We start from the raw sequence: 25,070 nt of genomic DNA, 5'->3' as shown, positions 1-25,070 counted from the left end.
GTCTGCGTGTCATCCCGCGTGCTGGCCGTGTTCGCCGCGATCGTGATGATCGCGGCGGGCACGGCCTTCGCGTCGGCGCCCGCGCGGGCGGAACCCGATCCGGCGGCGATGATCTCGCGGCAGATGATCGTGGTCAGTGTGCCCACGGCGTCGTCGACGGTCGCGACATTGACCGCCTATCGGCGCGACGGGATCGGCTGGACGGCCGTCATCGGGCCCACGAGTGCCCACGTCGGCGCACTGGGTGTCGGTGTCGCCGCCGACGGGGTCTACCGCACCCCGGCGGGCACATTCGCCCTCGACCAGGCCTTCGGGCGACTGCCGAATCCCGGTACCACGTTGCCGTATTTCCGTGCCACCGAACAGGATTGGTGGGACGAGGATCCTGCGTCACCCACCTACAACCTGCATGTGGTCCGACCGAACAGTCCCGGTCCGGGCAGCGAGAACCTCTACGATTCCGGTCCGGTCTACGACTACGCGGTGAACATCGCCAGCAATCCGTTGCGCATCCCCGGACATGCCTCGGGCATCTTCCTGCATGTGACCGACGGTCAACCCACCTGGGGCTGCGTCGCGATCGGCCGCGACCAGATGCGTCAGGTGCTGCGCTGGCTCGATCCGACCCAGCTGCCGCACATCACGATCGGCGTCAACGCCACCGCGCCGTCGGTTCTGCCGACGCTGGGCTGAGCGGCCGCGCCTCAGTCCAGGCAGAATTCGTTGCCCTCGGGATCGAGCATCACGATGAAGCCGCCCGAGGTGCGATCGGGTTCGTGTCGGGCGACGCGTGTGGCCCCGAGTGCGACCAGTCGCGCACATTCGGTTTCCAACGCGGGCATCCGGGCCTCGACGTCCGTACCCGCTGCCGCCCTCAGGTCGAGATGGACGCGGTTCTTGGCCTGTTTGGGTTCGGGCACCTTCTGGAAGAAGAGACGCGGACCCTCACCCGCCGGGTCGACCAGCGCGGAGCGGTCGTTGCGGTGGTCGGGCGGTACACCCCACGCATCGAGGGCCTCATCCCAGGACGCGAAGCCGTCCGGTGGGGGCTCGAGTTCGTAGCCGAGGGCCTGCGCCCAGAACGCGGCGTGCGCGGCCGGGTCGGCACTGTCGAAGGTGACCTGGACTCGTGTGCTCATGGGCGCCGGGATCGTGTCGTCATCAATTCAGTGTGACGTGTGGCACCGACACGCTCCAGGACGCCCGGCGCCGCTCACTCGCGTCCGGACACCACATCGGCGACCCGTGCGATCACGTCGGTCGTCGCCGAGCTGCTGGCCAGCTCACGCTTGTCGGCGGTGCGGTAGGCCGCATACATCGACGCGACACCGAGATAGCGCAGCGGTTCGGGCTCCCACTTGCGGGCATGGTGACCCACCCACGGCAGGTCGGTGAGTTCGGTGCGTTGCCCGGTCACCAGGTCGCACAGTGTGCGTCCGGCGACATTGGTGGTGGTCAGCCCCGAGCCCACATATCCCGACGCCGACCCGATCCCGGTGGTCTGGTCGAAATCGATGCACGCCGACCAGTCGCGGGTCACGCCGAGGACACCGCACCAGGTGTGCGCGATCGGCACGTCTGCGGCGGCCGGGAAGAAGTCGTGCAGCGCGCGGATGAGTGAGTCGGTGGTTCGCTGCTGGGTGGCGCCGCGGTCGTCGATCGAGGATCCGTAGCGGTAGGGGACACCGCGACCGCCGAAGGCGATCCGCCCGTCGGCGGTGCGCTGGGAGTAGGTGTAGGCATGTGCCATCTCCCCGAGCAGCTCGTTGCCGTCCCAGCCGATCTGCGCCCACACATCCTCGGGCAGCGGTTCGGTGACGATCATCGACGAGTTCAGGGGCAGCAGATCGCGGTGGTGACCGCTGACGCTCGCGGTGAACCCCTCCAGGCAGGTCAGCACGACCTCGGCGGTCACCACACCCCGGTCGGTGATCACCCGGCGCGGCGCGATGGTGGTGGCGGTCGTCTGCTCATAGATCGCGACACCGGACCGTTCGACGGCATCGGCGACCCCACGCGAGAGTTTGGCCGGCTGAACCCGCGCGCACTGCGGTGAGTACATCGCCCGCACGGCGCCGGCGACGTTCAACCGGGTCGACAACTCGGCTCCCGACACCAGCTCCCAGTCGGCGGCGCCGAGTTGTCTCTCGTGGTCGAATGCCTCGCCGAGCCGTTCGTCCTGGGCTGGGCAGCGTGCCACGTGCATCACGCCGGACTTCACCGCGTCGCAGTCGATACCCTCCTCGGCGATACGGGCCAGTACCTCGTCGACGCCGTCGCGCATGGTCGCGGTGAGCGCGCGGTTGGCCTGAGCACCGTCGCGGCCCCGAGACTGGGCGATGCGCGCGTAGTTGGCGCGGTTGCCCGCAACCTCGGCGGAGAGCCATCCGCCGTTGCGTCCGGAGGCTCCGAAACCGCAGAACTGACTCTCGATGATCGCGATCGACGCATCCGGCCGGGCTCGCCGCAGGTAATAGGCGGCCCACAATCCGGTGAGCCCACCGCCGACGATCGCGATGTCGACATCGATGTCGCGGTCGAGTGCGGGTCGAGGTGTGATCGGGTCGAGTGCGGAGTACCAGTACGAGACGTCGCCGTTGCGCATGTCCACACGGTAGTCGACCGAATGTTGCGCGCAGATTAAAAATTAGTCGTCGAATTCACATTCGACGACTAAATCAGTCAAGATCGTGTCGTTACACCACGAAAAGCGCCGCAATGGTGGATTGTGGGACAGCGCTCCAGCGCGACAGACCGACCAGCACGACACCGTGGGGGATTACCAGTACATGGCAACTCCATTGCCTTCCATCATCTTTCATTCAGGGCCGATCTTCGACGGACACCGACTACTCGAACCTGGCCTGGCCGTCGGCATCCGCGACGGTCGTGTGGTCGCACTCGACACAACAGACGCCGTGCGCGCCGAACTGCCCGGCGTGGAGGAGTTCGACCTCGCGGGCCGACTGCTCCATCCGGGCTTCACCGATGCCCACATCCATGCGCTCTCGGCCGGGGTCGATCGCAACGCTTGTGACCTCACCAGTGCCGAGAGTGAGCAGCAGGCTCTCCAACTCGTCGCCGACTACGCCGCGCGAACCGACAGCGAATGGATCGTCGGTTCGGGATGGACGATGGCGCACTTCGCCGGGGGGTGCCCGACCGCGGCGAGTCTGGACACCGTGGTCGCCGACCGCCCGGTCTTCGTGATGAACCGTGACCACCACGGGGCGTGGGTGAACACCAGGGCGATGGAACTCGCCGGGATCACCGCGGACACCCCCGATCCGGCGGACGGGCGGATCGAGCGCGACGCCGACGGTGTGGCGACCGGCACGTTGCACGAGGGTGCCATGGACCTGGTCTCGCGCATCCTGCCCGCATCGACCTTCGCCGAGCAGATCGCCGGTCTGGTCACCGCGCAGCAGCTGCTGCACTCCTACGGGATCACCGGCTGGCAGGAGGCCATCGTCGGCGATTATCCGGGGATGGCCGACCTGGCGTCGGCCTATGCCCAGCACGAGAGCGACGGACTGCTGACCGCCGCAGTGGTGGGTGCGTCGTGGTTGCCGCGTCCGACGACGGTCGGTGACGTGGCCGATGTGGTCGCCGAGTTCGTCCGTCGTAAAGATGCCGCCGCGGGCGGGCGATGGAGCATGCACTCGGTGAAGATCATGGTCGACGGTGTGGTGGAGAACAAGACCGCGTTGATGGACGAGCCGTACTGCGGTGAGTGTGCCTGCGCACCGACCGGCCACGGGCTGGCCTACTTCGATCCGAAGGTTCTCGCCGAAGCGGTGATCGCCTGTGACGCTGCAGGACTCGATGTCCACTTCCATGCCATCGGTGACGGCGCGGTGAAGGTGGCCCTCGATGCGGTCGAGGCGGCGCGCATCGCCAACGGCATCACCGGCGGTCGCCACCACATCGCACACCTGCAACTGGTCGCACCGGCCGACGTTCCTCGCTTCGCGCGGCTGGGCGTCACGGTGAACATGCAGGCGCTGTGGGCATGCAACGACGAGCAGATGATCGACCTGGTCCTGCCGGTCGTCGGCGAACAGCGCTACCAGTGGCACTACCCGTTCGCCTCACTGGCCGCCACCGGGGCGCATCTGGCGATGGGTTCGGACTGGCCCGTCTCGACACCTGATCCCTGGCATGCGATCTCGGTCGCGGTCAACCGCATGCCGCCCGGTGAGGACGTCGAGGCGCTGCTGCCCGCGGAGTCTCTGGATGTCGCGACCGCGCTGGCTGCCTACACCAGCGGATCGGCCTGGATCAACCGGCGAACCGGTTCGGGTGAGATCCGCATCGGTGCCAACGCCGATCTCGTTGTCGCCGATCGCAACCCGTTCGAACAACCACTGACAGAGCTCTGGCAGACAGGCACAGATTTGACGGTCGCCGACGGCGTGATCGTCTACGAAAGGACCGAGCAATGACCACCACCGCACAGGTTGCACAGAAAGAGCAGACCTCGGCGTCACGTGGCGCGGTGTCGATGAAATCGATCACCAAGGTCTACGATAACGGCCACGTCGCCGTCACCGACATCGATCTCGACGTCGCCGCAGGTGAATTCGTGTCGCTCCTGGGTCCCTCGGGGTGTGGGAAGACCACGCTGCTGCGCATGCTCGCCGGCTTCGAGCGGCCCACTGAGGGTGACATCACCCTCGACGGTGAGTCGATCATCGACGTGCCGCCGGAGCGGCGACCGGTGAACACCGTCTTCCAGTCCTATGCGTTGTTCCCGCATATGACGGTCGCGCAGAACGTGGGATTCGGTCTGCGCCAACGCAAGGTCGCCAAGGTGGAGATCGGCCAGCGCGTGAGTGAGGCGCTGGAGATGGTGCAGATGACACGTTTCGCCGACCGTAAGCCGGCCATGCTCTCCGGCGGTCAGCAGCAGCGTGTCGCCCTGGCCCGCGCACTGGCCAACCGGCCCGACGTACTGCTGCTCGACGAGCCGATGAGCGCCCTGGACCGCAAGCTGCGCGAGGAGATGCAGATCGAACTCAAACTCCTGCAGAAGGATCTGGGCACCACCTTCATCTTCGTCACCCACGACCAGGAGGAGGCGCTGTCGATGAGCGACCGCATCGTGGTGATGAGTGAAGGTCATATCGCGCAGGTGGGCGAGGGGCAGGACATCTACGCACACCCGACCAACCGCTTCGTGGCCGACTTCATCGGCAAGCAGACCTTCTTCGACGTGACCGGACCCTTCCGTGACGGTCGCCTGCCCACCACCGACGGTGATTTCAAGGTCGCCGACGACGTCGAGGACATGGCCGGCGATCTCGTGGCTGCCATCCGTCCGGAAGCCATCTGGTTCGCCGAGTCCGACGAGGACCTGCGCAACGCCGACAATTCGATTTCCGGTGTGGCCGAGGGCATCTCCTTCCTCGGCGACCTCACGCAGGTGGTGGTGACCACCGACGCCGGCACCGATATCCTGGTGCGCGGTGCGACCCGCAACTTCCCGCCGCTGACCGAGGGGCAGCGGGTCAGCTGCACCTTCGCCGGCGCCGATACCCGGGTGTTCTCGAAATGAGAGGGCCTGCACGGGGTGGCGACGACCCGGGAATGGTCCGCGCACTCGCTCCCAGACATTCGGTCCGCCGGATCACCCGGCGCAGTCTGCTCGCGGGCATCGGAGTGGTGGGTGCGGGTGCGGCGCTGTCGGCCTGCGCACCCGACCACAAGGTGGCGCCCTCGGCAGAGCTCACCGACAAGATCGAGGACCGGCTCAACTACTACAGCTGGGGTGACTACGAGAACCCCGACGACCTCGAGTCGATCAAGAAGAAGTTCGGCATCAAACTGCAGGTCGACTCGTTCGGATCCAACGAGGAGATGATCGCCAAGCTGGCGGCCGCTCGTGGCACGTCGGGCTACGACGTGGTGGTGCCCACCGGCGTGTACATCCCCCAGATGGTCGAACACAATCTGCTCGACGAACTCGACCACGCCAAGGTTCCCAACCTAAAGAATCTGGAGCCGCGGTTCTTCAATCCGCCGTGGAATCCGAACTCTCGTCACGGCGCCTCGAAGGACTGGGGCACAACCGGTTTCATGTACGACAAGACCGTGATCAAGACCACCCCGCGCTCGTGGGGCGACTTCGTATCGCTGGCGATGGGGCCTGCGCGCGGCAAGACGAGCGTGCTCGAGGATCCCTGGGAGGTGCTCTCCATCGCGATGGGTGCCCTCAACCTCAACCCCAATTCCACCGATCAGAAAGACCTCTCGGCCGGACGCAGTCTGTTGCTCGACAAGCTCGCCCCGACCATCAAGGGGTACAACTCGTCGATCACCACGGTGGTCGCCGGTGGCGGGTTCACGCTGTTGCAGGCATGGAACGGTGACGCGCGGTTGGCGTTGATGAACGAGCCGAACCCCGACAAGTGGGGATTCGTCTACCCGCTGCCCACAGCCAATCTGTGGAACGACAACTTCGCGATCGTCCACGGGACCCAGCACCCGGGTGCGGCGCATGCGTTCATCAACATGATGCTCGACCCCGAGATCTCCTACAACGAGATGCAGTACATCGGCTACCAGACCGGCGTGAAGGGGCTCTCCGAGCGCGGTCGCAAGGACAATCTGCCCTTCGCCGATCTGCTGTTCCCGCCCGATGAGGTGGTCGCGCGGCTCACCACCGCGACGATCGACTCGGCCACGCAGCAACGTACCGAGATCGTCAACGAGATGCAGGCCAGGAGCGCGCAATGACGACAACACTTCCCGCCCCGAAACACTCCAAGCCAGAAGAGCCCGAACACGTCCCGACCCCGAAGGCGCCGCTTCGCCAGCGGCTGTTCGGTGTCGGCGGGCTGACCTTCCCGGCCTGGGCCTACATCGTGTTCTTCTTCGCCATCCCGATGGCGCTGGTGATCTGGTACAGCTTCGGCTACAAACCCGACCAATTCACCACCTACGCAACCGATCATCTGAGCCTGGGGCGCTACTCCGAGGCATTCGGCTCCCAGTACCGTTCGACCTTCGTCAACACCCTGACCATCGCGGTGACCGGTGTGATCCTGGCGCTGGTGGTCAGTATCCCGTTCGCCTACTGGCTCGCGGTCAAGTCCAAGCCGTCGCGGCGCGGGCTCTACATCGCCCTGCTGATGATCCCGTTCTGGACCAACTTCCTGGTCCGTACCATCGGCTGGCAGATCACCCTGTCGCCCACCGGATGGCTGTCGAAGCTGATCCAGTCGGCCGGTGGGGGTGAGCTGGAGATCCTGTACACGCGTACCGCGGTGCAGATCGGCGTGGTCTACAACTACCTGCCACTGATGATCCTGCCGTTGTTCGTGGCGATGGATCGCGCGGGTCGTCCGCTGCGTGAGGCCAGCCGCGATCTCGGCGCCAACCGGGTGACCACGTTCTTCCGCATCACGCTGCCGCTGGCCGCCCCGGGTATCGCCTCGGGCTGTCTGCTGGTGTTCATCCCGCTGATGGGCGACTACGTGACACCCGAGGTGCTCGGCGGCGCCAAGGGGACCATGGCCGGACAGATGATCGCCAGCCAGTTCCAGACCGCTCAGAACTGGGCGCTGGGTTCGGCGATGACCGTGGCGCTGATGCTCGTGGTGCTGCTCATCGTCGCGATCGTGGCGGTGGTGATCAAGCTGATCGTCACCTGGCTCGACCGTGCGGTGTTCAACGTGCCGATCCAGAAGACGGCGGGCGTGCATTCCGACGCCCTGCCGCGTATGCAGATGAAGCGCGCCCGCACCGACGTCGACTGGTACACCCTGGGTCTCAAGGCGTGGTCGGTGGTGGTCTACCTGTTCCTGTTCCTGCCGATCATCGTGATGATCGTCTACTCGTTCAACACCGGACGCGTCCTCGCCTCCTTCCAGGGCTTCGGATTCGGTTCGTATTCCAGCGCATTGAGCAACGACACGATCATGTCGTCGGTGAAGACCTCGCTGGAGGTGGCGGTGCTCTCGGCGCTGGTCTCGACCGTGCTCGGCTCACTGGCCGGCATTGCGCTGGGCGCCAGCAAGAAGCGGCGCTGGTGGGGGATCGGTCTGACCGCGCTGCTGACGATCACCCTGGTGACTCCCGATATCGCCAACGCGATCGCATTCCTGCCCTGGTACGTCACCCTCGGTGTGGACTGGAATCTGGTGCCGTTCAACAACGGCCTCGTGCGACTGGTGATCTCGCACGCGGCGGTGTCGATGGTGGTGGTCACGTTCATCGTCCGGGCGCGGGTCAGTGCACTCGATCCGGCCCTCGAGGAAGCCGCGGCCGACCTCTACGCGAAACCGCTGGCGCGGCTGCGTCACGTGATCCTGCCGACCGCCATGCCCGGCATCATCGCCGGCATGCTGCTGGCCTTCACCTTCAGCCTCGACGACGTGGTCATTTCGAGTTTCGTCCAGCAGCCCGGTTACACGCCGTGGCCGGTGTACATCTTCTCGACGGTGCGCATTGCGTTGAAGCCCGAGATTGCGGCCATGTCGACACTGATGCTGCTGCTGACGCTGGTGGTGCTCGGGGTCACAGGGCTGATTCTGCGAAAGACCGGTGAGGACAGCACGTCCATAGCCAAGATGATGGGTACGTAGTCGGTACGCGCGTTCGCGCGGAACCCTCGGACTCGGGCCGCTCGGCCCGCGCAGTGACCTCATCGGCCCTTGGGGGAGGGTCTGATGACGAGGATGGTGCCGGTGGATACCCATGTGGGGTGGTATCCACCGGCATCGTCGTATGGTCGGGTGGTCAATCCGCCGCAGCGTTGCGCAACAACTGGAATCCCACTCGCCTGCGGCCGTCGTCGCCCACCGGGGCGATCGAATCGACCTGTGCCCTGGCCTGATCGGCGACCGAGGTGTCGGGATCAAGGACCGACAGATACACCTTGTGCTCGGCGAGCGAGGCGACTGCGGTGCTGTAGTGGTCGGTGACGTCGAGCGTGTGGGTCGCCTCGGGGCCGTTGCAGAACAGGTAGCGCGGTGGTGAGGTCATCGCGTCGTAGGCGTCGGTCACCGCCGCGGCGAACTCCATGTGGTCGCGCTGATTCGGTTTGTCGGGTGCCCACTGCGCCCCGCCATAGGTGGTCACCACCAGCTCAGGTCCGATCCGTGTGATGGTCTCGGTGATGCGTTCGCGCAGGTGTGGCGAGTTGTGGATGTTGCTGTCGGTGAAGCCCCAGAACTCGACCTCGACCACCCCGACCACAGCCGCTGACGCCCGTTGCTCGTCTTCGCGCAACGGTCCGGCCTCCTGCGGGCTCATACCCTCGATCCCTGCCTCACCCGAGGTCGCGAGCGCGTAGGCAACCCTTCTGCCTTCGCTGGTCCAGCGGGCGACAGCGATCGCGGGACCGTATTCGGGATCGTCGGGGTGTGCGACGAGGACCAGTGCGGTGGAGAAATCCGTGGGGAAGTCGCGCAGTTCGCTCATGTCTGCCGATTGTGCCCCACGCGCTCACTCTGGCGGGTGGATTCGCCGGCCAGACACCACATGCGTGGACACGAGACGGGCGGGTGCACCGTTGAGGTGCCACCCGCCCGTCTCGCGTGAAGGCTTGCGCCGGTCAGGATCTCAGCGCTTGTGGTCCAGATTGGCCATCTTGAGAACGTCGAGGCGTTTGTCGAGTTCCTCGATGGTCAGCTTGTCGCCGATCAGCCCTCGATCGATGACCGTCTGACGGATCGTCTTGCCCTCCTTGAGGGCCTGCTTGGCCACCGCGGCGGCCTCTTCGTAGCCGATCGCGCTGTTGAGAGGGGTGACGATGGACGGCGAACTCTCGGCAAGCGTCTTGAGTCGCTCCTCGTTGGCTTCGAGTCCGGCGATGCAGCGATCGGCGAACAGTCGCGACACATTGGTCAGCAGCTTGAGCGATTCGAGTACGTTGCGCGCCATCATCGGGATGTAGACGTTCAGCTCGAAGGCGCCGTTGCCGCCACCCCAGGTGACTGCCGCGTCGTTGCCGATCACCTGTGCGGCGACCTGTGTGACTGCCTCGGGCAGAACGGGATTGACCTTACCCGGCATGATCGAGGAGCCCGGCTGCAGATCGGGGAGGCGGAGCTCGCCCAGTCCGGTCAGCGGACCCGAACCCATCCACCGCACATCGTTGGCGATCTTGGTGAGCGACACCGCGATGGTCTTGAGTGCGCCCGACAGCTCGACCAGTCCGTCACGTGCGGCCTGGGCCTCGAAGTTGTTGGCGGCCAGCGTGATCTCGGAAACGTCGGTGAGCTTGACCAGCTCGGCGACCACCTTCGTGCCGAAATGGTCGGGGGCGTTGAGGCCGGTGCCCACCGCCGTACCGCCGATCGGCACCTCGCCGACCCGCGGCAGCGCGGCCGTGACGCGCTCGACGCCAGCCTCGACCTGCCGTGCGTAGCCGGAGAACTCCTGACCGAGGGTCACCGGAACGGCGTCCATCAGGTGGGTGCGGCCGGACTTGACCACCTCACGCCACTGGGTTGCTTTCTCCGACAACGCTTTCTGCAGATGTTCGAGCGCTGGGATGAGGTCGGTGACCGCGGCTTCGGTCGCCGCGACATGCGTGGCGGTGGGGAAGGTGTCGTTCGACGACTGCGACATGTTGACGTCGTCGTTGGGGTGGACTTCGACGCCGTTGGCCTTGGCGATGGAGGCGATGACCTCGTTGGCGTTCATGTTCGAGCTGGTGCCCGAGCCGGTCTGGAACACGTCGATGGGGAACTGGTCGTCGTGTTTGCCGTCGGCGATCTCCTTGGCCGCGGCGATGATGGCGTCGGCCTTGGCGGCATCGAGCAGTCCGAGATCCTTGTTGACCTGGGCGCAGGCGGCCTTCAGCAGGCCCATGGCGCGGATCTGGGTGCGCTCGAGTCCGCGGCCGGAGATCGGGAAGTTCTCGACGGCGCGCTGGGTCTGGGCCCGCCACAGCGCGTCGACGGGAACCTTCACCTCGCCCATGGTGTCGTGTTCGATCCGGAACTGCTGCTCGGTCATTCTGTGGATCCTTCGTCTCGACTGTGAGTTAGGGCAACCTCGTGCAAATTTACCTGCCCAGGTAGAGGGAAAAACCAGGCCCGTGCCCCGGTGTGACGTAGGAGACGCCGGGCCGGATGCGGGTGTGGTCGAGCAGGGAGATCGGCTGGACGCTCGACGACATCGAGCAGACGTGTCCGGCCCGGGCAGGCCCGGCTATGAACGAGCCGCCCCGGTCCACGAGGACACGAGGCGGCTCGAGATGTGACCGTATGCCGATCGGGCCCAGTCGGTCGCCCAGCCCAGTCGGTCGCTCAGCCCAGGTCAACCGAGGCGAACTCGCGCAGCTTGGCCAGCTGATGGACGCTCTCGATGGTGCGGATGGTGCCCGACTTCGAGCGCATCACCAGCGAGCGGGTGGTGGCGCCGGTGGGGCGGTAGGTGACCCCGCGCAGCATGTCGCCGTTGGTGACGCCGGTCGCGGCGAAGAACATGTTCTCCCCGCTCACCAGATCGTCGGTGCCCAGCACCCGGTCGAGGTCGTGGCCGGCGTCGAGCGCCTTCTGACGCTCGGCCTCGTCCTTCGGCCACAGCTTGCCCTGGATCTCGCCGCCAATGCACTTCATCGCGACAGCGGTGATGATGCCCTCGGGCGTGCCACCGATACCCATCAGCATGTCGACCGAGCTGTACTCGCCGGCGGCGGCGATTGCACCGGCGACGTCACCGTCGGAGATGAGGCGGATCTTGGCGCCGGCGGCGCGGATCTGGGAGATGAGATCGGCGTGCCGCGGACGATCGAGCACCACCACGGTCATGTCGGCGACGTCGATGCCCTTGGCCTTGGCGACCGACTCGATGTTCCACTGGACCGACTGGTTGATGTCAATCGATCCCTTCGCCTCCGGTCCGACGGCGATCTTCTCCATGTAGAACACGGCCGAGGGGTCGAACATCGTGCCGCGTTCGGACACCGCGATCACCGCGATCGAGTTGGGGCGTCCCTCGGCCATCAGCGTGGTGCCGTCGATCGGGTCGACGGCCACGTCGACCTCGGGGCCCTCGCCGTTGCCGACGTGTTCACCGTTGTAGAGCATCGGGGCCTCGTCCTTCTCGCCCTCGCCGATCACCACCACGCCCTGCATCGAGACGGTCGACAACAGCTCGCGCATCGCGTCGACAGCGGCGCCGTCACCGCCGATCTTGTTGCCGCGGCCCACCCAGCGGCCGGCGGCCAGAGCGGCGGCTTCGGTGACGCGGACGAGCTCCATGGCCAGGTTCCGGTCAGGGGCCTGCGAGGAACGGGTGGGCTCGGACATGACAGGCGCCTCCTGAGGACGTGGTTCGGCTACGAACTGAGTGCGTCCAATCCTGTCATGTCGGCCGCGACGACCGCCGACCGGCCGGACACACAATTGCAGGTGACATACTCGACGGCGTGGCAGCAAAACCCCGTCTTCTCACCGACAGTCGCGACATGGTCTGGTCGCTGGTGCCGCTGATCATCATCTGCGCGATCATCGCGGTGGTGTCGGGGAACTGTTCGGTGGGGCTCTCGGGAACCGCCAAGGATGACAAAACCCCTGCATATGACGTGTCGGCGGCGCTGCATGCGGATGCGACCTCGATGAGCTTCCCGATTCGCCTGCCGGCCACCCCGGCGGGTTGGAAGCCGAACTCTGGCAGCAGCGATGCCATGGACGACGGGCGGGTGAGCAACTCCGGCTACCTGACCGCCGACGGCATCTACATCCAGCTGAGCCAGACCTCCGCATCGGAGGAGTCGCTGGTCACCTATCTCGGCGGTACCGGAGTGATCGGCGACGGGGTGACGCAGGCGGGCGGCACCCAGTGGGTTCGCTACTCGGCCGACGACAACAAGTCGATCTGGATCAGCAACCTCGGCGACGTGCGGATCGGCTTGTACGGCAAGGCATCCGAATCCGACTTCCGCACCCTGGCGCAGGCGGTGCTGGCCGCGAAGCCGCTTCCCGCCCGCGCCTGACCGCCACGGCGCCTGACCGCCACGGGTTCCGGCTACTCCTCGTCGGGGTCGTCGAATCCGTCGATGTCGTCGTCGATCTCCTCGGCGAGATCGTCCTCGGAATCCTCCTCGGGATCATCGTCGGTTCCGAGTGCGCGTTCGATTCGGGCTGACGCGCCCGCGAGGTGCTCCTCGCAGCGGTTGGCCAACGCCTCACCGCGTTCCCACAGCGTCAACGACTCATCGAGATCGAGGCCGCCGAGTTCCAGCGTGCGCACCACCGTCACGAGTTCGTCGCGGGCCTGTTCGTAACCGAGCTGTTCGACCGGGGTCGGTTCGTCCGACGACGCGGCCCCGGTGGGCCTGGCGGTGCTCACTTCTTCTCGACTCCCATCACTGCAGCGTGCGTCGCGCCGTCGGCGACGCGGATACGCAGCTGCGACCCTATCGGCATGTCCGCCACGGAGGTGACCACCTCCGGGTCGGCCTGCACGGCCGCCATCGCCCCGGAGACCCGCTGCACCACGGCGTACCCGCGCGCGAGTGTCTGGGCCGGACCCAGTGTCGACAACCGCGCTGAGAGGTGTTCGAGATGGCGGTGTTCGTGGTCGACCAGGCGGGTGACGTCGCGGCGCAGAGCGTGCCGATGGCGCTCGATTTCCTCGGCGCGCATCTCGACCATCCGGAGCGGGTCGGCCAGTACCGGTCGGGTGCGCAGAGAATCCAGACCGTGACGTTCGCGGCGCACCCAATTGCGCAGCGCCTGCGCGGAGCGGTGACGCAGCTCGGCGATCAGGGCTTGCTCGGCCAGTACGTCGGGGACCACGATCTTGGCGGCATCGGTGGGTGTGGCCGCGCGCCGGTCGGCGACGTAGTCGAGCAGGGGTATGTCGGGTTCGTGGCCGATGGCGCTGACCACCGGTGTGGTGCACGCCGCAACCGCACGGCACAGTGTCTCGTCGGAGAACGGCAACAAGTCCTCGGTGCTGCCGCCGCCGCGGGCGATGATGATCACGTCGACGGACTCGTCGGCATCGAGGGATTCCAGTTCCCGCAGGATCGCGGGCACGGCGGTAGGACCCTGCACCGGGGTGTTGCGCACGTCGAAGCGAACGGCCGGCCAGCGGTCCCGCGACACCGACACCACATCGCGTTCGGCCGCACTGGCGCGACCGGTGATCAGTCCGATCCGTGTGGGCAGGAACGGCAACCGCCGTTTGAGTGCCGGATCGAACAGGCCCTCGGCCGCAAGCAGTTTACGCAGTCGTTCCAGTCGGGCGAGCAGCTCGCCGATCCCGACCGGCCGGATGTCGGTGATGGCCAGTGAGAGCGTCCCGCGGCCCGCGTAGAAGGTGGGGCGCCCGGAGACCACGACCCTGCTGCCCTCGGTGAGGGGGATGTCGGCACGGTCGAGTACCTGCGGTTTGCAAGTGAGCGTGATCGACATGTCGACCGAGGGATCGCGCAGCACGATGAACGCGGTCTTGGTGCCGGGACGCCGGTTGAGCTGGGTGATCTGACCCTCGACCCACACCTGACCCAGCTTGTGGATCCAGTCGCCGATCTTTGTGTTGACGGTGCGTACCGGCCACGGGTTGTCCGGCGAACTCGGTCCGCTCACCGCTGGGCGTCGCGCTTGGCCTGCGCCGACATGACCCGATTGTCGAGCATGGTGAGAAACGGCGCGCGCGCGCGATGGTCACGCTCGTACTGCGCGAGGGTGACCAGCTCGTCGGCGGAGACCGAACGGAGTTTGGCTCGCAACTGCGCCAGGGTCAGCTCGTCGTAGTCGAGTTCGGCGACGATGATCGGCACCTCGTCCTCGACGAGTCCGACCTCCGCCTCGGCGGCCTGCGCCTTCCCGGCGGCCTCCTCGTCGAGCAGATCCCCATCGCTCGGGTCGCTGTCGAGGATGTCCCCGTCGATGTCGTCGTCGGCGGTGGCGGCATCGGCGCGGTCGCCGCCGGTGACGAACCCACCGGTGTTCGGGTCGATTCCGACCGGAGCGCTGCTGTATAGCGCGAAGCGACCGGTGGCCGCCGGTGCCGATCCCGCAGTACCCGGGTCCGCACTCTCGGCGTCGGCGGTTTCGGTATCAGCTGTATCGGTATCGGTATCGGTATCGGTATCGGTATCGGTGAGGAGGCCCTCGTACTCGTGTGCGGTGGCCACCTCACCCTGCGCACCGGCCTTGAGGTCAGCGGCCTCGGCGGCGTACTCGTCGTAGTCGGACTCGTCGGAATCCGTTGAATCCGACGTCGGCGAGCCCGCAGTGTCGGAATCCGCAGTCTCGGAATAGCGGACATCGAAAACCACGATCTCATCGAACGGCTCGGCATCGTAGGAATCGATGTCGTCGAATCGCGCCCATTCGGGCTGGTCGTCCTGGGTGCCGAACAGGGCGTCGAGGGTCTCGTCGCCCTTGATCGCGAGTTCGGCGATGCCTTGCTGGACACGCATCGCCACCTGGAACGCCTGACTGAGCGCGGTCATCGGCAAGGCGATGGCGACACTGGGCAGGCGGCGGGTCTCCTCGATGGCGGTGACCACGGCCCCGGTGGCGACTCGTGCCGCAAACGGGGGATGGCTCAACAGGGCAAGTCGGGACATGCCACCACCTTGCCTCATCCGGGCGCACGATGACGAGGCAATACCCCGACACGCCCGGCACGCCGCCTCGCGGCATCTCACGGCGACGTGAATGGCGTCGTGAATGCAGCGCACCGACGGCGAGCACCGAGACCGCAGGCGGGGCCGTAGTCTGGTGGCCATGACAGACAAGCGGGTGTTCCTTGCCGAGCCGCGCGGATACTGCGCCGGTGTCGATCGGGCCGTCCAGACGGTCGAGCAGGCACTCGCCAGACACGGCGCACCGGTCTACGTGCGCAAGGAGATCGTGCACAACCGCCACGTGGTCGACACCCTCAGCGAGCAGGGCGCTGTCTTTGTCGACGAGACCGACGAGGTGCCCGAGGGGTCTGTGGTGGTGTTCTCGGCTCACGGTGTCTCACCGGCGGTGCGCGAATCGGCCGAGGCGCGCAACCTGTCGGCGATCGACGCGACCTGTCCGCTGGTCACCAAGGTGCATCAGGAAGCCAAGCGGTTCGCGCGCGACGACTACGACATCCTGCTCATCGGCCACGAGGGTCATGAGGAAGTGGAGGGCACGGCCGGGGAGGCGCCTGATCGTGTGCATCTCGTCGACGGACCCGACGCCGTCGCCGATGTGACGGTTCGTGACGAGTCGAAGGTCATCTGGCTGTCGCAGACGACGCTGTCGGTGGACGAGACGATGGAGACCGTGACGAAACTGCGGGAGCGTTTCCCGCAGATGGCCGATCCGCCGAGTGACGACATCTGTTACGCCACGCAGAACCGGCAGGTCGCGGTCAAGGCGATGGCACCGCGCTGTGATCTGGTGATCGTGGTCGGGTCGCAGAACTCCTCGAACTCGCAGCGACTGGTGGAGGTCGCGCTGCAGAGCGGCGCGAACGCGTCCTATCTGGTCGACCGTGCCGCCGACGTCGATCCCGCGTGGCTCGAGGGGGTGTCGAACGTCGGTGTGACCTCGGGTGCGTCGGTCCCCGAGATCCTGGTTCGCGGAGTCCTCGACTGGCTCGCCGAGCGCGGTTACTCCGACGTCGAGACGGTGACCACTGCCCAGGAGACCATCACCTTCGCGCTCCCGCGTCAGCTGCGGATCTCGCGGGCCTGACCGCCCTGGGCCCGGCTCGACGAGGTTGCACGTTCGGACAAGCAGAGTCGGACGTGCAGGTTCTGGACGTGTCGGTCAGGACGAGGAACCTGCCGACCCGAGCGATCCCGAGCTCAATCCGCCGATGTTGTTGCCCATGGCGTACAGCGACGGGATGGTGCCGTTGTAGGCGTTGAGGTCCACTCCGCCTTTGATGCCGGGCAGTCGTCCGTTGTCGGTGTACTGCCAGAACGTCCAGCCACCCCACCCTCGGGGCAGAGTCGGCGCGCTGCCGCCGTTGTACGAGGCGATCCACAGCGGGTGGTCGGTGAAGGCACTCGAGCCGGCCATCGCGGTGTTCCAGAACGTGGGATAGGTGTAGATGATCGTCTTGCGCCCGGTGATGCCCTCGAGGGTGGCGAAGTACTCGCGTAACCAGGCAGCCAATCCGGCCGGTGACAGGCCACCCGAGGATTCGAGGTCGAGGACCGGCGGAAGCGTCTGCGGACCGCGCTGTCCGAGTGCGACGCCGGCGTAGAAGAGGGCCTGTGCGGCGGCGGGTTTGCTCGGGTCGGCGTAGTGATACGTGCCGAGCATCAGTCCGGACGCCTTCACACCCACGGCGTCGGGTACGTAATACGGGTTGACGTACCAGTCCGATTCGGTGGCCTTGACCATCGCCATGTGCTGGCCGGCGGCGCGAACCGCACCCCAGTTGATCAGTGCCCCGCCGGTGTGCTGCCAGCTCGACACATCCGGACCCACCGAACTCGGCGCGGCCGACGCGGGTATCGCCGTTGCCGTCACCGCAGCCACCGCCACGGCGGTGAGCAGACCTCGACGGAGCCATCCACGCCGAGTGTGTCGGCGGCGCGGGGCGGCGACCTGTGCGGAAAGTGCTACGCCTGAGGGTTCCGGGACGGATGCGTGCGCTGTGGCACATGGTGCATCTGTCATCGGGCGGGACTGGGGATACCGATGCGATTTCAGCGACACGATGAACACGATAAAAGAAAATTGACGATCGCGTGGTGTCGAATTCGTGATGGCCGACCGTCGCTCACGTGAATGAATCGCGACGACGGACTCTCGCGGTGTGGCGATACTACCGATGTGCTCGGTATGCCAGTTCTCACCTCGCGGCTGTTCGACGGCCGAAGCGCCCACGTGGTGGACATCGCCGGTGGGCGGGTGACCACGCTGTGCGCCGAGTCGCCCGCAGATGTGCGAGAAGCGGCGGCCGTCCGGGATGAGGCGTCCGAGCGGGTGGTGTCGCGGGATGTCTCGCGGTTGGTGGCGGATATCGACCTCGCGGTGGTGGCCGTCGACGGCCACATGGAGCACGCGGTGCAGGCGTGGACGAGGGTGATCAGCGAGGTGCTGGGCCGTGCGGGTGTACACCACGACATGCCGATCCTGGTGGCGGCGCCCACGGTGTGGGGCCCGATCCGACGGCGAGCGCTGAGCGGTCTGGACGCGGTGTCGTGCGTGGTGGCGGTGGTACCGAGAGCGGTGGTCATCGCCGACACCCATTGCGACTCCTGGATGCGTGCGGCGGTGGTCATCGAGCATCAGGGTGAACGGCTCGACATCCATCGCGTGGAGCGCGACCCGGTAACCGGCTGGGATGTGGTGCGTACTCGCGTCGTCGATGAGATTGTGACCGGCCGGCGTCTCGCCGATCGGATCGCCGCAGATCCGGTGTTCGCCGATCCGGCGATCTTCGGTGACGACGTCGAGGTGGTGCTCGTCGACACCGACACCGATACCGATGCCGAATCCGACGGCAGCGGGCGTCGTCTCGAACTCCTGGGGGAACTCGCGCTGGCCTGCCGGGTCGGACCGGTTGTCGCGGTGCGTCGCGAGGTGATCCGGCGATTCGGTGGTCGTGCCCCGGTGCGGGCGTTCCGGGCCGCCGCCGACACCGACGCGCGCCCGCGCGCGAGGTCGGTGCGGCACCGGGTGCGTGCGACTGCCGTTCTCGCTGCGGCTGTCGGCGTGATCGCGGCGGTGTCTGCTGGTCACGGCGCCGGGTCGACCGAGGACACCGACCATGTCCGCCCCGTCTCACTCGGGCGGGTCCGCATGCTCGCCCCCGCAGAGTGGGTGGTGCGCTCGGACGGTCCGCCGAGCGCACCCGCCGGAGCCGCCGCGCGCACGGTCTACGCCCACGGTCACGACGGTCGTCGCATCGTGGTGATCCAATCCCAGATCCGTCGCGACGCCACCCAGGCGTCGGTCGCGGCGAGTCTGCGTGCGCGTATCGCCGAGCGCCGCGACGTCGACATCGACGACTTCTCTCCCGCCACGACATACGCCGGGCGGGCGGTGATCAGCTATCGGGAGATCCCCGGCTCGGGCGGACAGGTGCGGTGGTACGTGCTGGTCGGCGACCGTATGCAGGTGAGCGTCGGTTGCCAGGCCGGCGACGCGGGGGAGTCGATCGAACGGCACTGCCGCCTGGCGATCGGTTCGCTGCGCGTGGCCGTCGACTCCGAGGGCGGCCTCCATCGTGATGTCGGTGAGGTCGATGAGTCGCCCTGACCTGCGCCGACCGTTGGGCGGCGTTTTGACCTCGAGCGACGCGCTCGCGTAGTCTGGACCGCTGGTGCGTGGCACCCGATCCCTGACCGTCCGGCTGTGATGTCGGTACGTGGTGGGACGGGCAGCCGAGCCCCGGGTCCATGTCGGTCGCCGGGAATCCTCGGCCACTGCATCTGACCGGCACCCGCAACACAAGACGTTAGGACTACTCGAGTGTCTACCTTCACCCCGAAGGCCGGTGACATCACGCGTACGTGGCATGTCATCGACGCCCGCGACGTGGTGCTCGGCCGTCTCGCCGTGCAGAGTGCGACTCTGCTGCGCGGCAAGCACAAGCCGACCTATGCACCCCACGTCGACACCGGCGACTTCGTCATCATCATCAACGCCGAGAAGGTTGCTCTGACCAGCAACAAGGCCGAGACCAAGCTCAACTACCGGCACTCCGGACACCCGGGTGGTCTGTCGACGCGGACGACCGCAGAGCTGCTGGCCACACATCCCGAGCGCGTCGTCGAGAAGGCGATCATCGGCATGCTGCCCAAGAACAAGCTCGGTCGTGCCATGAGCTCCAAGCTCAAGGTGTACGCCGGCCCGAACCATCCCCACGCGGCCCAGCGCCCCGTGCCCTTCGAGATCAAGCAGGTGGCCCAGTGACCGCACCCGACGAGAACCTGACTCCTGAGGACGTCGTGATCGAGGAAGCCGTGGAGACCGCTCCTGACGACTATGTCGTGGAAGAGGTCGTGGTCGCCGAGGCCCCGGTCGCTCCGATCAACATCGATCGCCCGATCCAGACCGTCGGTCGCCGCAAGGAGGCGATCGTGCGTGTGCGCCTCGTCCCCGGCACCGGGCAGTTCACCCTCAACGGCAACCGCAGCCTCGAGGAGTACTTCCCCAACAAGGTCCACCAGCAGCTGATCAAGGCTCCGCTGGTGACCGTCGAGCGCACCGAGTCGTTCGACATCCACGCCAAGCTCGGCGGCGGCGGCCCGTCCGGCCAGGCCGGTGCGCTGCGTCTCGCGATCGCCCGTGCGCTCATCGAGGTCACCCCGGAGGATCGTCCGGCCCTCAAGCGCGCCGGCTTCCTGACCCGTGACGCCCGCGCGGTCGAGCGTAAGAAGTACGGCCTGAAGAAGGCACGAAAGGCATCGCAGTACTCCAAGCGTTGATACTGTTCTCGATGCGAACGAGCCGGCCGGAGGTCCTCGGACGTCCGGCCGGCTCTTTTGTGTCTGCCTGACGATAGTTCGGGTCGTGACAGTCTGATTCGTGACAGGCACGTATGCCGGGTCACACGAATCGGTGTTCCAGTGATGCAGACTGGTGTTCCAGTGCAGCTGGGCCGCGACCGCCACATGCGCATCATCGTCATGTGCACGATGACTGTGTGCCCGCGCCAGAATCCGGCGCGAGCGCGTACATCACCAAGGAAGTCTGATGGGACGTTTGTTCGGCACCGACGGGGTGCGGGGTCTGGCCAATGCCGACCTGACGCCGGAACTGGCAATGGGAGTGGCCGGCGCGGCCGCGCAGATTCTGGCGCGACGCGACGATGCGGTGGCCCGACCCGGGGAACATCCGGTGGTGGTGATCGGGCGCGACCCCCGAGCATCCGGTGAGATGCTCGAGGCCGCGGTCTGTGCCGGACTCGCCGCCTCCGGCGTCGACGCCGTGCGGGTCGGGGTGGTGCCGACGCCGGCGCTGGCGTTCCTCACCGCCGAACTCGACGGCGCCTTCGGCATCATGATCTCGGCGTCACACAATCCCATGCCCGACAACGGAATCAAGTTGTTCGCGCGTGGCGGGCACAAGCTCGCCGACAGTCTCGAGGACGAGATCGAGGCAGAGATCGAGAGGCCCGAGGTGCGCCCGACCGGTGCGGGCATCGGGCGGATCTCCACCGCCCCCGACGCCGCCGAACGCTACATCGCACATCTGCTCGCTGCGGTTCCGGTGTCGTTGAGCGGACTCACCGTGGTGGTCGACTCGGCCAACGGTGCGGCATCGCAGGTGGCCGAGGAGGCATATCGGCGCGCCGGTGCGACCGTCATCGGTCTGCACGACACCCCCGACGGCCTCAACATCAACGCCGACTGCGGTTCCACCCACCCCGAGTCGCTGCGCGCGGCCGTCCTCGCCCACGGCGCCGACCTGGGGATCGCTCACGATGGCGATGCCGACCGCTGTCTCGCCGTCGACGCCCAGGGCTCGATGGTCGACGGCGACGCGATCATGGCCATCCTGGCCCTCGGCATGAAGGACGATGGCGCACTGGTCGACGACACGCTCGTCGCCACCGTCATGAGCAACCTGGGTCTGCATCTGGCGATGCGCGAGGCCGGGATCACGGTGCGCACCACCGCAGTCGGCGATCGGTACGTCCTCGAGGAACTGCGCCGCGGGGGCTACTCGCTCGGCGGCGAGCAGTCCGGTCACATCGTGATGCCCACTGCGGCGACGACCGGTGACGGCCTGGCCACCGCGTTGGCGGTGATGGCGCGGATGGCGGTGACCGGACGCAGCCTGGCCGATCTGGCGTCGGTGATGACGTCGCTGCCGCAGACACTGATCAATGTCGCCGTCGCCGACAAGGCGACCGTCTCGAGCTCCGACGAGGTGCTCCTCGCGGTCGACGAGGCCAGCCGTGAGCTCGGCGACACCGGGCGAGTGTTGTTGCGCCCCTCAGGAACCGAACAACTGGTCCGCGTGATGGTGGAAGCGCCGACCGAGACGAGTGCACTGGCTGTCGCCGAACGGATCGCCCGAGTGGTCGCGGCGGCGGGACGATGAGCCGACACGAGCGGCCAGACGCGGGGCGTGCGGTCGAGCAGAACGTCGAGGCCGCAGTCGCCGATGCCGCCGCGCGCGAGCAGGGCGGACCCGAACCGGTCGACACCGCACCCGACCGCATCGACCCACCCGGCGCGGGGCCGTTCGAGGCCGTTCTCTTCGACTTCTCCGGCACGTTGTTCCGGTTCACCGAACGCGACGAATGGTTCGAGGGAGTCACCGACGACGCCGGTGAGCCGCTGCACATCACCGCGCAGGCCGAGATCATCCGTCGGATGACCGCGCCGACCGGTGAGCCGGTGGCGTTCACCGACGAGGAGCGCCAGGCGTGGGAGCAGCGCGACCTCGATCCGGCGCAGCACCGGCGGGCCTATCTCGCGGTGTTGCGCGGGTCGGGCATCACCGATCCGCACGCCGAGAAGCTCTACGAGCTGATCCGGACGCCGAGCGCATGGCAGCCCTACCCCGACACCGCGCAGGTGCTGCGAGAACTCGCCGCGCGCGGGATCAAGGTGGGTGTGGTGTCCAACATCGCCTTCGATCTGCGTGAGGTGTTCGCGCTCTACGGACTCGACGACCTGGTGGCCTCGTGGTCGTTGTCATACGAGGTTGGGGCAACCAAGCCGCGTGCACGCATCTTCCGGCATGCGCTCGACGCCCTCGACGTGGCCACTGATGCGACATTGATGGTCGGTGACAGCGCGGAGGCCGACGGCGGCGCGATGGCGCTCGGTTGTGCATTCGGTGAGGTCGAGCCGCTGCCGATCGAGCAACGTCCCGACGGTCTCGTGCGCATCCTGACTGCTGCGGCGATACTCTGACCGCGATACTTTCACTGGCATAAGATCCCGTCGACCGGGAGGTCTCACGGGGCTCGGCCGGGCGCATGTGATCGGATCCCTGGTGCATGTGATCGGATCTCGTGACAATGGAACCGATCGCGGCGCAGGAACGTCCAAGTATCTGACAGGGGAACAGTCGCGGTTCTGCAGCACGAACGGCATGCGGCACGAGTCACGGGGCGGTGATGTGAATGGACGGGGCAAGCGGGCGGTTGCAGGTCGACGTCACCGATGTCCTCGACGTCGCGCGAGATGTCTCGGACTCGTCAGCCCAGATCGGCGAGATCGCACGCCGGATCGGTGAGTGCCGGGCCGGGGCTCCCGCCGACGACGAATCGATCGACGAGGTGCTGCGGGAACGACTCGTCGCCTATCGACACGGACTCGCGCACGTCGGTCACGCGCTGACGTCGATCGCGCAGGACTCGGGCCGCTGGTCGCAGGCGGTCACCGACTCGGCCACCCGACTCGTCGCAGCCGACCAGCAGACCGCCGCCGACATCACCCGCGCGGGAGCGCCCGCCACGTCGTGGTCACCGCAGGGGAGTCCGTGATGGGTGCCGACCGCCTCGCCGGACTGCGCGCCGCCGCGATCGCCGGACTCGAGCGCTTCGACACGTGGTGCGCCTCGCTGCCGCCGGAGACCCGTCCGATGCTGCCGGCCATCGGGACCGTCCGATCACGATTCGACGCCGGGGAGGCACTGCAGCCGTCGGATCTGCGACACGATGCCGAGCTGGTCGCTCGCGCGGTGGCGATCGCCGCCGAAGCCAATCTCGACTCCCACGGACACCGCTCGCGGCTCAGCGCTGCCTGGCCCGATCGGACCGGCGAGGCGATCTCCGATTCCCTGGGTGAGGTGGCCCGGCGTGCCGAGACGCGTATCGATGTCGTCGCCGCGGTCGCGGCAGCCCTCGCCGAAGCCGCCCCGGCCACCGAGTTGGTGCTGGAAGGCAAATACTCGGCGGTCATCGAGGCGACCGCCGGCGACCAGACGCCCAATCCGCTGGAGCTGGTCGCTCGCGCCGAGCTGATGAACCAGGTCGGTGACGTTGCCGTGCAAGCACTGTCGGAGATCATGGAGATCCTCAACGACGTGCTGACGCGACTCGGTCAGCTGTTGGAGAGTGCCCCGCATGTATCGCATGAGGCTGCCGATGCTGCTGTTCTACAGCAACATTCGTCACCGGGTGTCCTGTCTTCGGTAGCTGACGTGTCGCCGACCAGCGCGTCGGCTGCGGTGCCCGACAACGTCTCCGGCTCGGGTGCCGGTATTTCGACAGCACACCATCTGTGGTCACACGATCCGGTTGGCCCGCAACAGAATGCGGACTCGGGTGGGAATGACGAGCCGGTGACCGCGCCGCAGACACAGACGCATTCTCAGGCCGCGGCGGCCACCGACCCGGGTGCCGCAGGGTCATCCGGTCCGTCGACGGTCACCTCACCCACCGATGTGTCGATGCACGTGGATTCGGGTGGGCCATTGAATCTCTCCGACGTCAACATGTCGGTCGGCGTGCACCCGCAGGCGTCGGATCTCGGCGAACCACTCCAGCCCCCGCACGACGGTCTGAACGGCGCATCGCACGGCGGCGGCGACTCGTCGGATGTACCGCCGAGCCCCGACTACTCTGCCGACCAGGTCGCCGATCAGGCTCGGGCACAGGCATTCACCGCACCGGTCGCGCCGATCGCGCCCTCGTCGGCCGGAACGGGTGTCGTCGGCCCCAGCGGTTCGGCACCGGGAACCGGCATCGACGATTCACCGAACAGCGATGCCCTGAACAGCGATTCACCGAACAGCGATGCCCTGAATACTGATTCCCCGAACAGCGACATATCAACCGGCGGCCCGTCGGATTCCGGTCGGATCGACCCGATGTCCGATGGCGGGTCGGTGACGGAGGACATCGCGGTGGCGCCCGGCCCAGGCGACGGTCCAGCGCCCACCGGTTCGGCTGCGGGCGGCGATGGCGGCACCGGCGGAGGCGATCCCGGGGATTCTGGTGGGGATGTCGAGGTCGACGCGGTGACCCTGGCGACCGTGGGGGACAGGTGAACGAAGCCGATCAGATCGAGGCTGTCGGTGCGGCGGCGCGCAGCCGGATCGACGCCTTGCGCGAGGCCTACCGTCGACGGACATCAGCCCAGAACGGTTCTGCGCGTGCGGGCGACGAGTCGCCAGACGAGGAATCTCGACGCGACGAGTCCGACGCCGACAGCCACCGCGCAGGCCCATCGGCCAGCGCCTGCCGATGAGGCC

24 protein-coding genes are annotated in these 25,070 nt (G+C 67.0%); 15 read left to right on the top strand and 9 right to left on the bottom strand.

From position 1 onward, the window contains the following. The first annotated feature begins 6 nt into the window (after window positions 1–6). Window positions 7–693: a L,D-transpeptidase family protein gene (locus IEW22_RS01125; RefSeq protein WP_308421340.1), complete on the top strand. Its 687-nt coding sequence runs from the start codon at window positions 7–9 to the stop codon at window positions 691–693. An 11-nt stretch (window positions 694–704) separates the two neighbouring features. Here the strand turns inward: IEW22_RS01125 and IEW22_RS01120 are convergent, their stop codons facing one another. Then, window positions 705–1,139, bottom strand: coding sequence for a VOC family protein (locus IEW22_RS01120; protein WP_188584721.1), 435 nt, complete (start codon window positions 1,137–1,139; stop codon window positions 705–707). 74 nt (window positions 1,140–1,213) lie between these two features. Further along, the gene (locus tag IEW22_RS01115) at window positions 1,214–2,605 is read right to left on the bottom strand and encodes an NAD(P)/FAD-dependent oxidoreductase (RefSeq protein WP_188584720.1); all 1,392 of its coding nucleotides are present in this window, start codon (window positions 2,603–2,605) and stop codon (window positions 1,214–1,216) included. A gap of 184 nt (window positions 2,606–2,789) precedes the next feature. Between IEW22_RS01115 and IEW22_RS01110 the strand changes: the two genes are divergently transcribed. Genes IEW22_RS01110 through IEW22_RS01095 form a run of 4 tightly spaced genes read left to right on the top strand, consistent with a single transcriptional unit; the run spans window position 2,790 to window position 8,588 of the window. Beyond that, window positions 2,790–4,445 carry an amidohydrolase gene (locus tag IEW22_RS01110; RefSeq protein ID WP_188584719.1) on the top strand — a complete coding sequence of 552 codons (1,656 nt, stop codon included), beginning with the start codon at window positions 2,790–2,792 and terminating at the stop codon, window positions 4,443–4,445. Then, window positions 4,442–5,557 carry an ABC transporter ATP-binding protein gene (locus tag IEW22_RS01105; RefSeq protein WP_188584718.1) on the top strand — a complete coding sequence of 372 codons (1,116 nt, stop codon included), beginning with the start codon at window positions 4,442–4,444 and terminating at the stop codon, window positions 5,555–5,557. The genes IEW22_RS01110 and IEW22_RS01105 overlap by 4 nt, the downstream gene beginning before the upstream one ends. Further along, window positions 5,554–6,738 carry an extracellular solute-binding protein gene (locus tag IEW22_RS01100; protein WP_188584717.1) on the top strand — a complete coding sequence of 395 codons (1,185 nt, stop codon included), beginning with the start codon at window positions 5,554–5,556 and terminating at the stop codon, window positions 6,736–6,738. The genes IEW22_RS01105 and IEW22_RS01100 overlap by 4 nt, the downstream gene beginning before the upstream one ends. Continuing rightward, the gene (locus IEW22_RS01095; protein WP_188584716.1) at window positions 6,735–8,588 is read left to right on the top strand and encodes an ABC transporter permease subunit; all 1,854 of its coding nucleotides are present in this window, start codon (window positions 6,735–6,737) and stop codon (window positions 8,586–8,588) included. Before IEW22_RS01100 ends, IEW22_RS01095 begins: the two co-directional genes overlap by 4 nt. A 154-nt stretch (window positions 8,589–8,742) precedes the next feature. On the opposite strand, the gene IEW22_RS01090 is transcribed toward IEW22_RS01095, so the two are convergent. From IEW22_RS01090 to glpX, 3 genes are all read right to left on the bottom strand, one after another. Continuing rightward, window positions 8,743–9,426: a PIG-L deacetylase family protein gene (locus tag IEW22_RS01090; RefSeq protein WP_188584715.1), complete on the bottom strand. Its 684-nt coding sequence runs from the start codon at window positions 9,424–9,426 to the stop codon at window positions 8,743–8,745. Window positions 9,427–9,567: 141 nt separating this feature from the next. Further along, window positions 9,568–10,968 carry a class II fumarate hydratase gene (locus IEW22_RS01085; RefSeq protein WP_188584714.1) on the bottom strand — a complete coding sequence of 467 codons (1,401 nt, stop codon included), beginning with the start codon at window positions 10,966–10,968 and terminating at the stop codon, window positions 9,568–9,570. A gap of 293 nt (window positions 10,969–11,261) precedes the next feature. Then, complete coding sequence (gene glpX / locus IEW22_RS01080) at window positions 11,262–12,266, bottom strand: class II fructose-bisphosphatase (RefSeq protein ID WP_188584713.1); 1,005 nt, start codon at window positions 12,264–12,266, stop codon at window positions 11,262–11,264. A 119-nt stretch (window positions 12,267–12,385) separates the two neighbouring features. Between glpX and IEW22_RS01075 the strand changes: the two genes are divergently transcribed. After that, on the top strand, window positions 12,386–12,952 hold the full coding sequence (locus IEW22_RS01075; protein WP_188584712.1) for a DUF4245 domain-containing protein: 567 nt from the start codon (window positions 12,386–12,388) through the stop codon (window positions 12,950–12,952). 32 nt (window positions 12,953–12,984) lie between these two features. Here IEW22_RS01075 and IEW22_RS01070 read toward each other — a convergent pair whose 3' ends face one another. Genes IEW22_RS01070 through IEW22_RS19910 form a run of 3 tightly spaced genes read right to left on the bottom strand, consistent with a single transcriptional unit; the run spans window position 12,985 to window position 15,541 of the window. Beyond that, window positions 12,985–13,308, bottom strand: coding sequence for an exodeoxyribonuclease VII small subunit (locus IEW22_RS01070; RefSeq protein ID WP_188584711.1), 324 nt, complete (start codon window positions 13,306–13,308; stop codon window positions 12,985–12,987). Then, window positions 13,305–14,552, bottom strand: coding sequence for an exodeoxyribonuclease VII large subunit (gene xseA, locus IEW22_RS01065; RefSeq protein WP_188584710.1), 1,248 nt, complete (start codon window positions 14,550–14,552; stop codon window positions 13,305–13,307). Before xseA ends, IEW22_RS01070 begins: the two co-directional genes overlap by 4 nt. Continuing rightward, the gene (locus tag IEW22_RS19910; RefSeq protein WP_229742058.1) at window positions 14,549–15,541 is read right to left on the bottom strand and encodes a lipid droplet-associated protein; all 993 of its coding nucleotides are present in this window, start codon (window positions 15,539–15,541) and stop codon (window positions 14,549–14,551) included. Before IEW22_RS19910 ends, xseA begins: the two co-directional genes overlap by 4 nt. A gap of 160 nt (window positions 15,542–15,701) precedes the next feature. Between IEW22_RS19910 and IEW22_RS01055 the strand changes: the two genes are divergently transcribed. Further along, on the top strand, window positions 15,702–16,646 hold the full coding sequence (locus IEW22_RS01055) for a 4-hydroxy-3-methylbut-2-enyl diphosphate reductase (RefSeq protein WP_188584709.1): 945 nt from the start codon (window positions 15,702–15,704) through the stop codon (window positions 16,644–16,646). 75 nt (window positions 16,647–16,721) lie between these two features. Here the strand turns inward: IEW22_RS01055 and IEW22_RS01050 are convergent, their stop codons facing one another. Next, window positions 16,722–17,447 carry a glycoside hydrolase family 25 protein gene (locus tag IEW22_RS01050; protein ID WP_229742057.1) on the bottom strand — a complete coding sequence of 242 codons (726 nt, stop codon included), beginning with the start codon at window positions 17,445–17,447 and terminating at the stop codon, window positions 16,722–16,724. A 300-nt stretch (window positions 17,448–17,747) separates the two neighbouring features. On the opposite strand from IEW22_RS01050, the gene IEW22_RS01045 reads away from it, so the two are divergent. The 8 genes from IEW22_RS01045 (at window position 17,748) to IEW22_RS01010 (ending at window position 25,066) form a co-directional block, all read left to right on the top strand. Beyond that, window positions 17,748–19,169 carry a type VII secretion-associated protein gene (locus tag IEW22_RS01045; protein WP_188584707.1) on the top strand — a complete coding sequence of 474 codons (1,422 nt, stop codon included), beginning with the start codon at window positions 17,748–17,750 and terminating at the stop codon, window positions 19,167–19,169. 213 nt (window positions 19,170–19,382) lie between these two features. Further along, the gene (gene rplM, locus IEW22_RS01040; RefSeq protein WP_188584706.1) at window positions 19,383–19,826 is read left to right on the top strand and encodes a 50S ribosomal protein L13; all 444 of its coding nucleotides are present in this window, start codon (window positions 19,383–19,385) and stop codon (window positions 19,824–19,826) included. Then, window positions 19,823–20,341, top strand: coding sequence for a 30S ribosomal protein S9 (gene rpsI / locus IEW22_RS01035; protein WP_188584705.1), 519 nt, complete (start codon window positions 19,823–19,825; stop codon window positions 20,339–20,341). Before rplM ends, rpsI begins: the two co-directional genes overlap by 4 nt. Before the next feature lie 268 nt (window positions 20,342–20,609). Then, the gene (gene glmM, locus IEW22_RS01030) at window positions 20,610–21,962 is read left to right on the top strand and encodes a phosphoglucosamine mutase (protein WP_188584704.1); all 1,353 of its coding nucleotides are present in this window, start codon (window positions 20,610–20,612) and stop codon (window positions 21,960–21,962) included. Beyond that, on the top strand, window positions 21,959–22,783 hold the full coding sequence (locus IEW22_RS01025; protein ID WP_188584703.1) for an HAD family hydrolase: 825 nt from the start codon (window positions 21,959–21,961) through the stop codon (window positions 22,781–22,783). Before glmM ends, IEW22_RS01025 begins: the two co-directional genes overlap by 4 nt. Before the next feature lie 212 nt (window positions 22,784–22,995). After that, entirely contained in the window at window positions 22,996–23,358 is a 363-nt protein-coding gene (locus IEW22_RS01020; protein WP_188584702.1) for a hypothetical protein, read from the top strand. Continuing rightward, on the top strand, window positions 23,358–24,866 hold the full coding sequence (locus IEW22_RS01015; RefSeq protein WP_188584701.1) for a hypothetical protein: 1,509 nt from the start codon (window positions 23,358–23,360) through the stop codon (window positions 24,864–24,866). The genes IEW22_RS01020 and IEW22_RS01015 overlap by 1 nt, the downstream gene beginning before the upstream one ends. Further along, window positions 24,863–25,066, top strand: coding sequence for a hypothetical protein (locus tag IEW22_RS01010; protein ID WP_188584700.1), 204 nt, complete (start codon window positions 24,863–24,865; stop codon window positions 25,064–25,066). The genes IEW22_RS01015 and IEW22_RS01010 overlap by 4 nt, the downstream gene beginning before the upstream one ends. Window positions 25,067–25,070 lie beyond the last annotated feature (4 nt).

The organism is Gordonia jinhuaensis, from assembly GCF_014639795.1.
Taxonomy (GTDB): domain Bacteria; phylum Actinomycetota; class Actinomycetes; order Mycobacteriales; family Mycobacteriaceae; genus Gordonia_B; species Gordonia_B jinhuaensis.
This window is presented reverse-complemented; position numbering and strand designations above follow the sequence as displayed.

Excerpts from the sequence above, each read along its gene's own strand:
- IEW22_RS01120 (WP_188584721.1), bottom strand. The coding sequence starts at position 1,139 with ATGAGCACACGAGTCCAGGTCACCTTCGACAGTGCCGACCCGGCCGCG.
- IEW22_RS01115 (WP_188584720.1), bottom strand. The coding sequence starts at position 2,605 with ATGCGCAACGGCGACGTCTCGTACTGGTACTCCGCACTCGACCCGATC.
- IEW22_RS01110 (WP_188584719.1), top strand. The coding sequence starts at position 2,790 with ATGGCAACTCCATTGCCTTCCATCATCTTTCATTCAGGGCCGATCTTC.
- IEW22_RS01105 (WP_188584718.1), top strand. The coding sequence starts at position 4,442 with ATGACCACCACCGCACAGGTTGCACAGAAAGAGCAGACCTCGGCGTCA.
- IEW22_RS01100 (WP_188584717.1), top strand. The coding sequence starts at position 5,554 with ATGAGAGGGCCTGCACGGGGTGGCGACGACCCGGGAATGGTCCGCGCA.
- IEW22_RS01095 (WP_188584716.1), top strand. The coding sequence starts at position 6,735 with ATGACGACAACACTTCCCGCCCCGAAACACTCCAAGCCAGAAGAGCCC.
- IEW22_RS01090 (WP_188584715.1), bottom strand. The coding sequence starts at position 9,426 with ATGAGCGAACTGCGCGACTTCCCCACGGATTTCTCCACCGCACTGGTC.
- IEW22_RS01085 (WP_188584714.1), bottom strand. The coding sequence starts at position 10,968 with ATGACCGAGCAGCAGTTCCGGATCGAACACGACACCATGGGCGAGGTG.
- glpX (WP_188584713.1), bottom strand. The coding sequence starts at position 12,266 with ATGTCCGAGCCCACCCGTTCCTCGCAGGCCCCTGACCGGAACCTGGCC.
- IEW22_RS19910 (WP_229742058.1), bottom strand. The coding sequence starts at position 15,541 with ATGTCCCGACTTGCCCTGTTGAGCCATCCCCCGTTTGCGGCACGAGTC.
- IEW22_RS01055 (WP_188584709.1), top strand. The coding sequence starts at position 15,702 with ATGACAGACAAGCGGGTGTTCCTTGCCGAGCCGCGCGGATACTGCGCC.
- IEW22_RS01045 (WP_188584707.1), top strand. The coding sequence starts at position 17,748 with ATGCCAGTTCTCACCTCGCGGCTGTTCGACGGCCGAAGCGCCCACGTG.
- glmM (WP_188584704.1), top strand. The coding sequence starts at position 20,610 with ATGGGACGTTTGTTCGGCACCGACGGGGTGCGGGGTCTGGCCAATGCC.
- IEW22_RS01025 (WP_188584703.1), top strand. The coding sequence starts at position 21,959 with ATGAGCCGACACGAGCGGCCAGACGCGGGGCGTGCGGTCGAGCAGAAC.
- IEW22_RS01020 (WP_188584702.1), top strand. The coding sequence starts at position 22,996 with ATGGACGGGGCAAGCGGGCGGTTGCAGGTCGACGTCACCGATGTCCTC.
- IEW22_RS01015 (WP_188584701.1), top strand. The coding sequence starts at position 23,358 with ATGGGTGCCGACCGCCTCGCCGGACTGCGCGCCGCCGCGATCGCCGGA.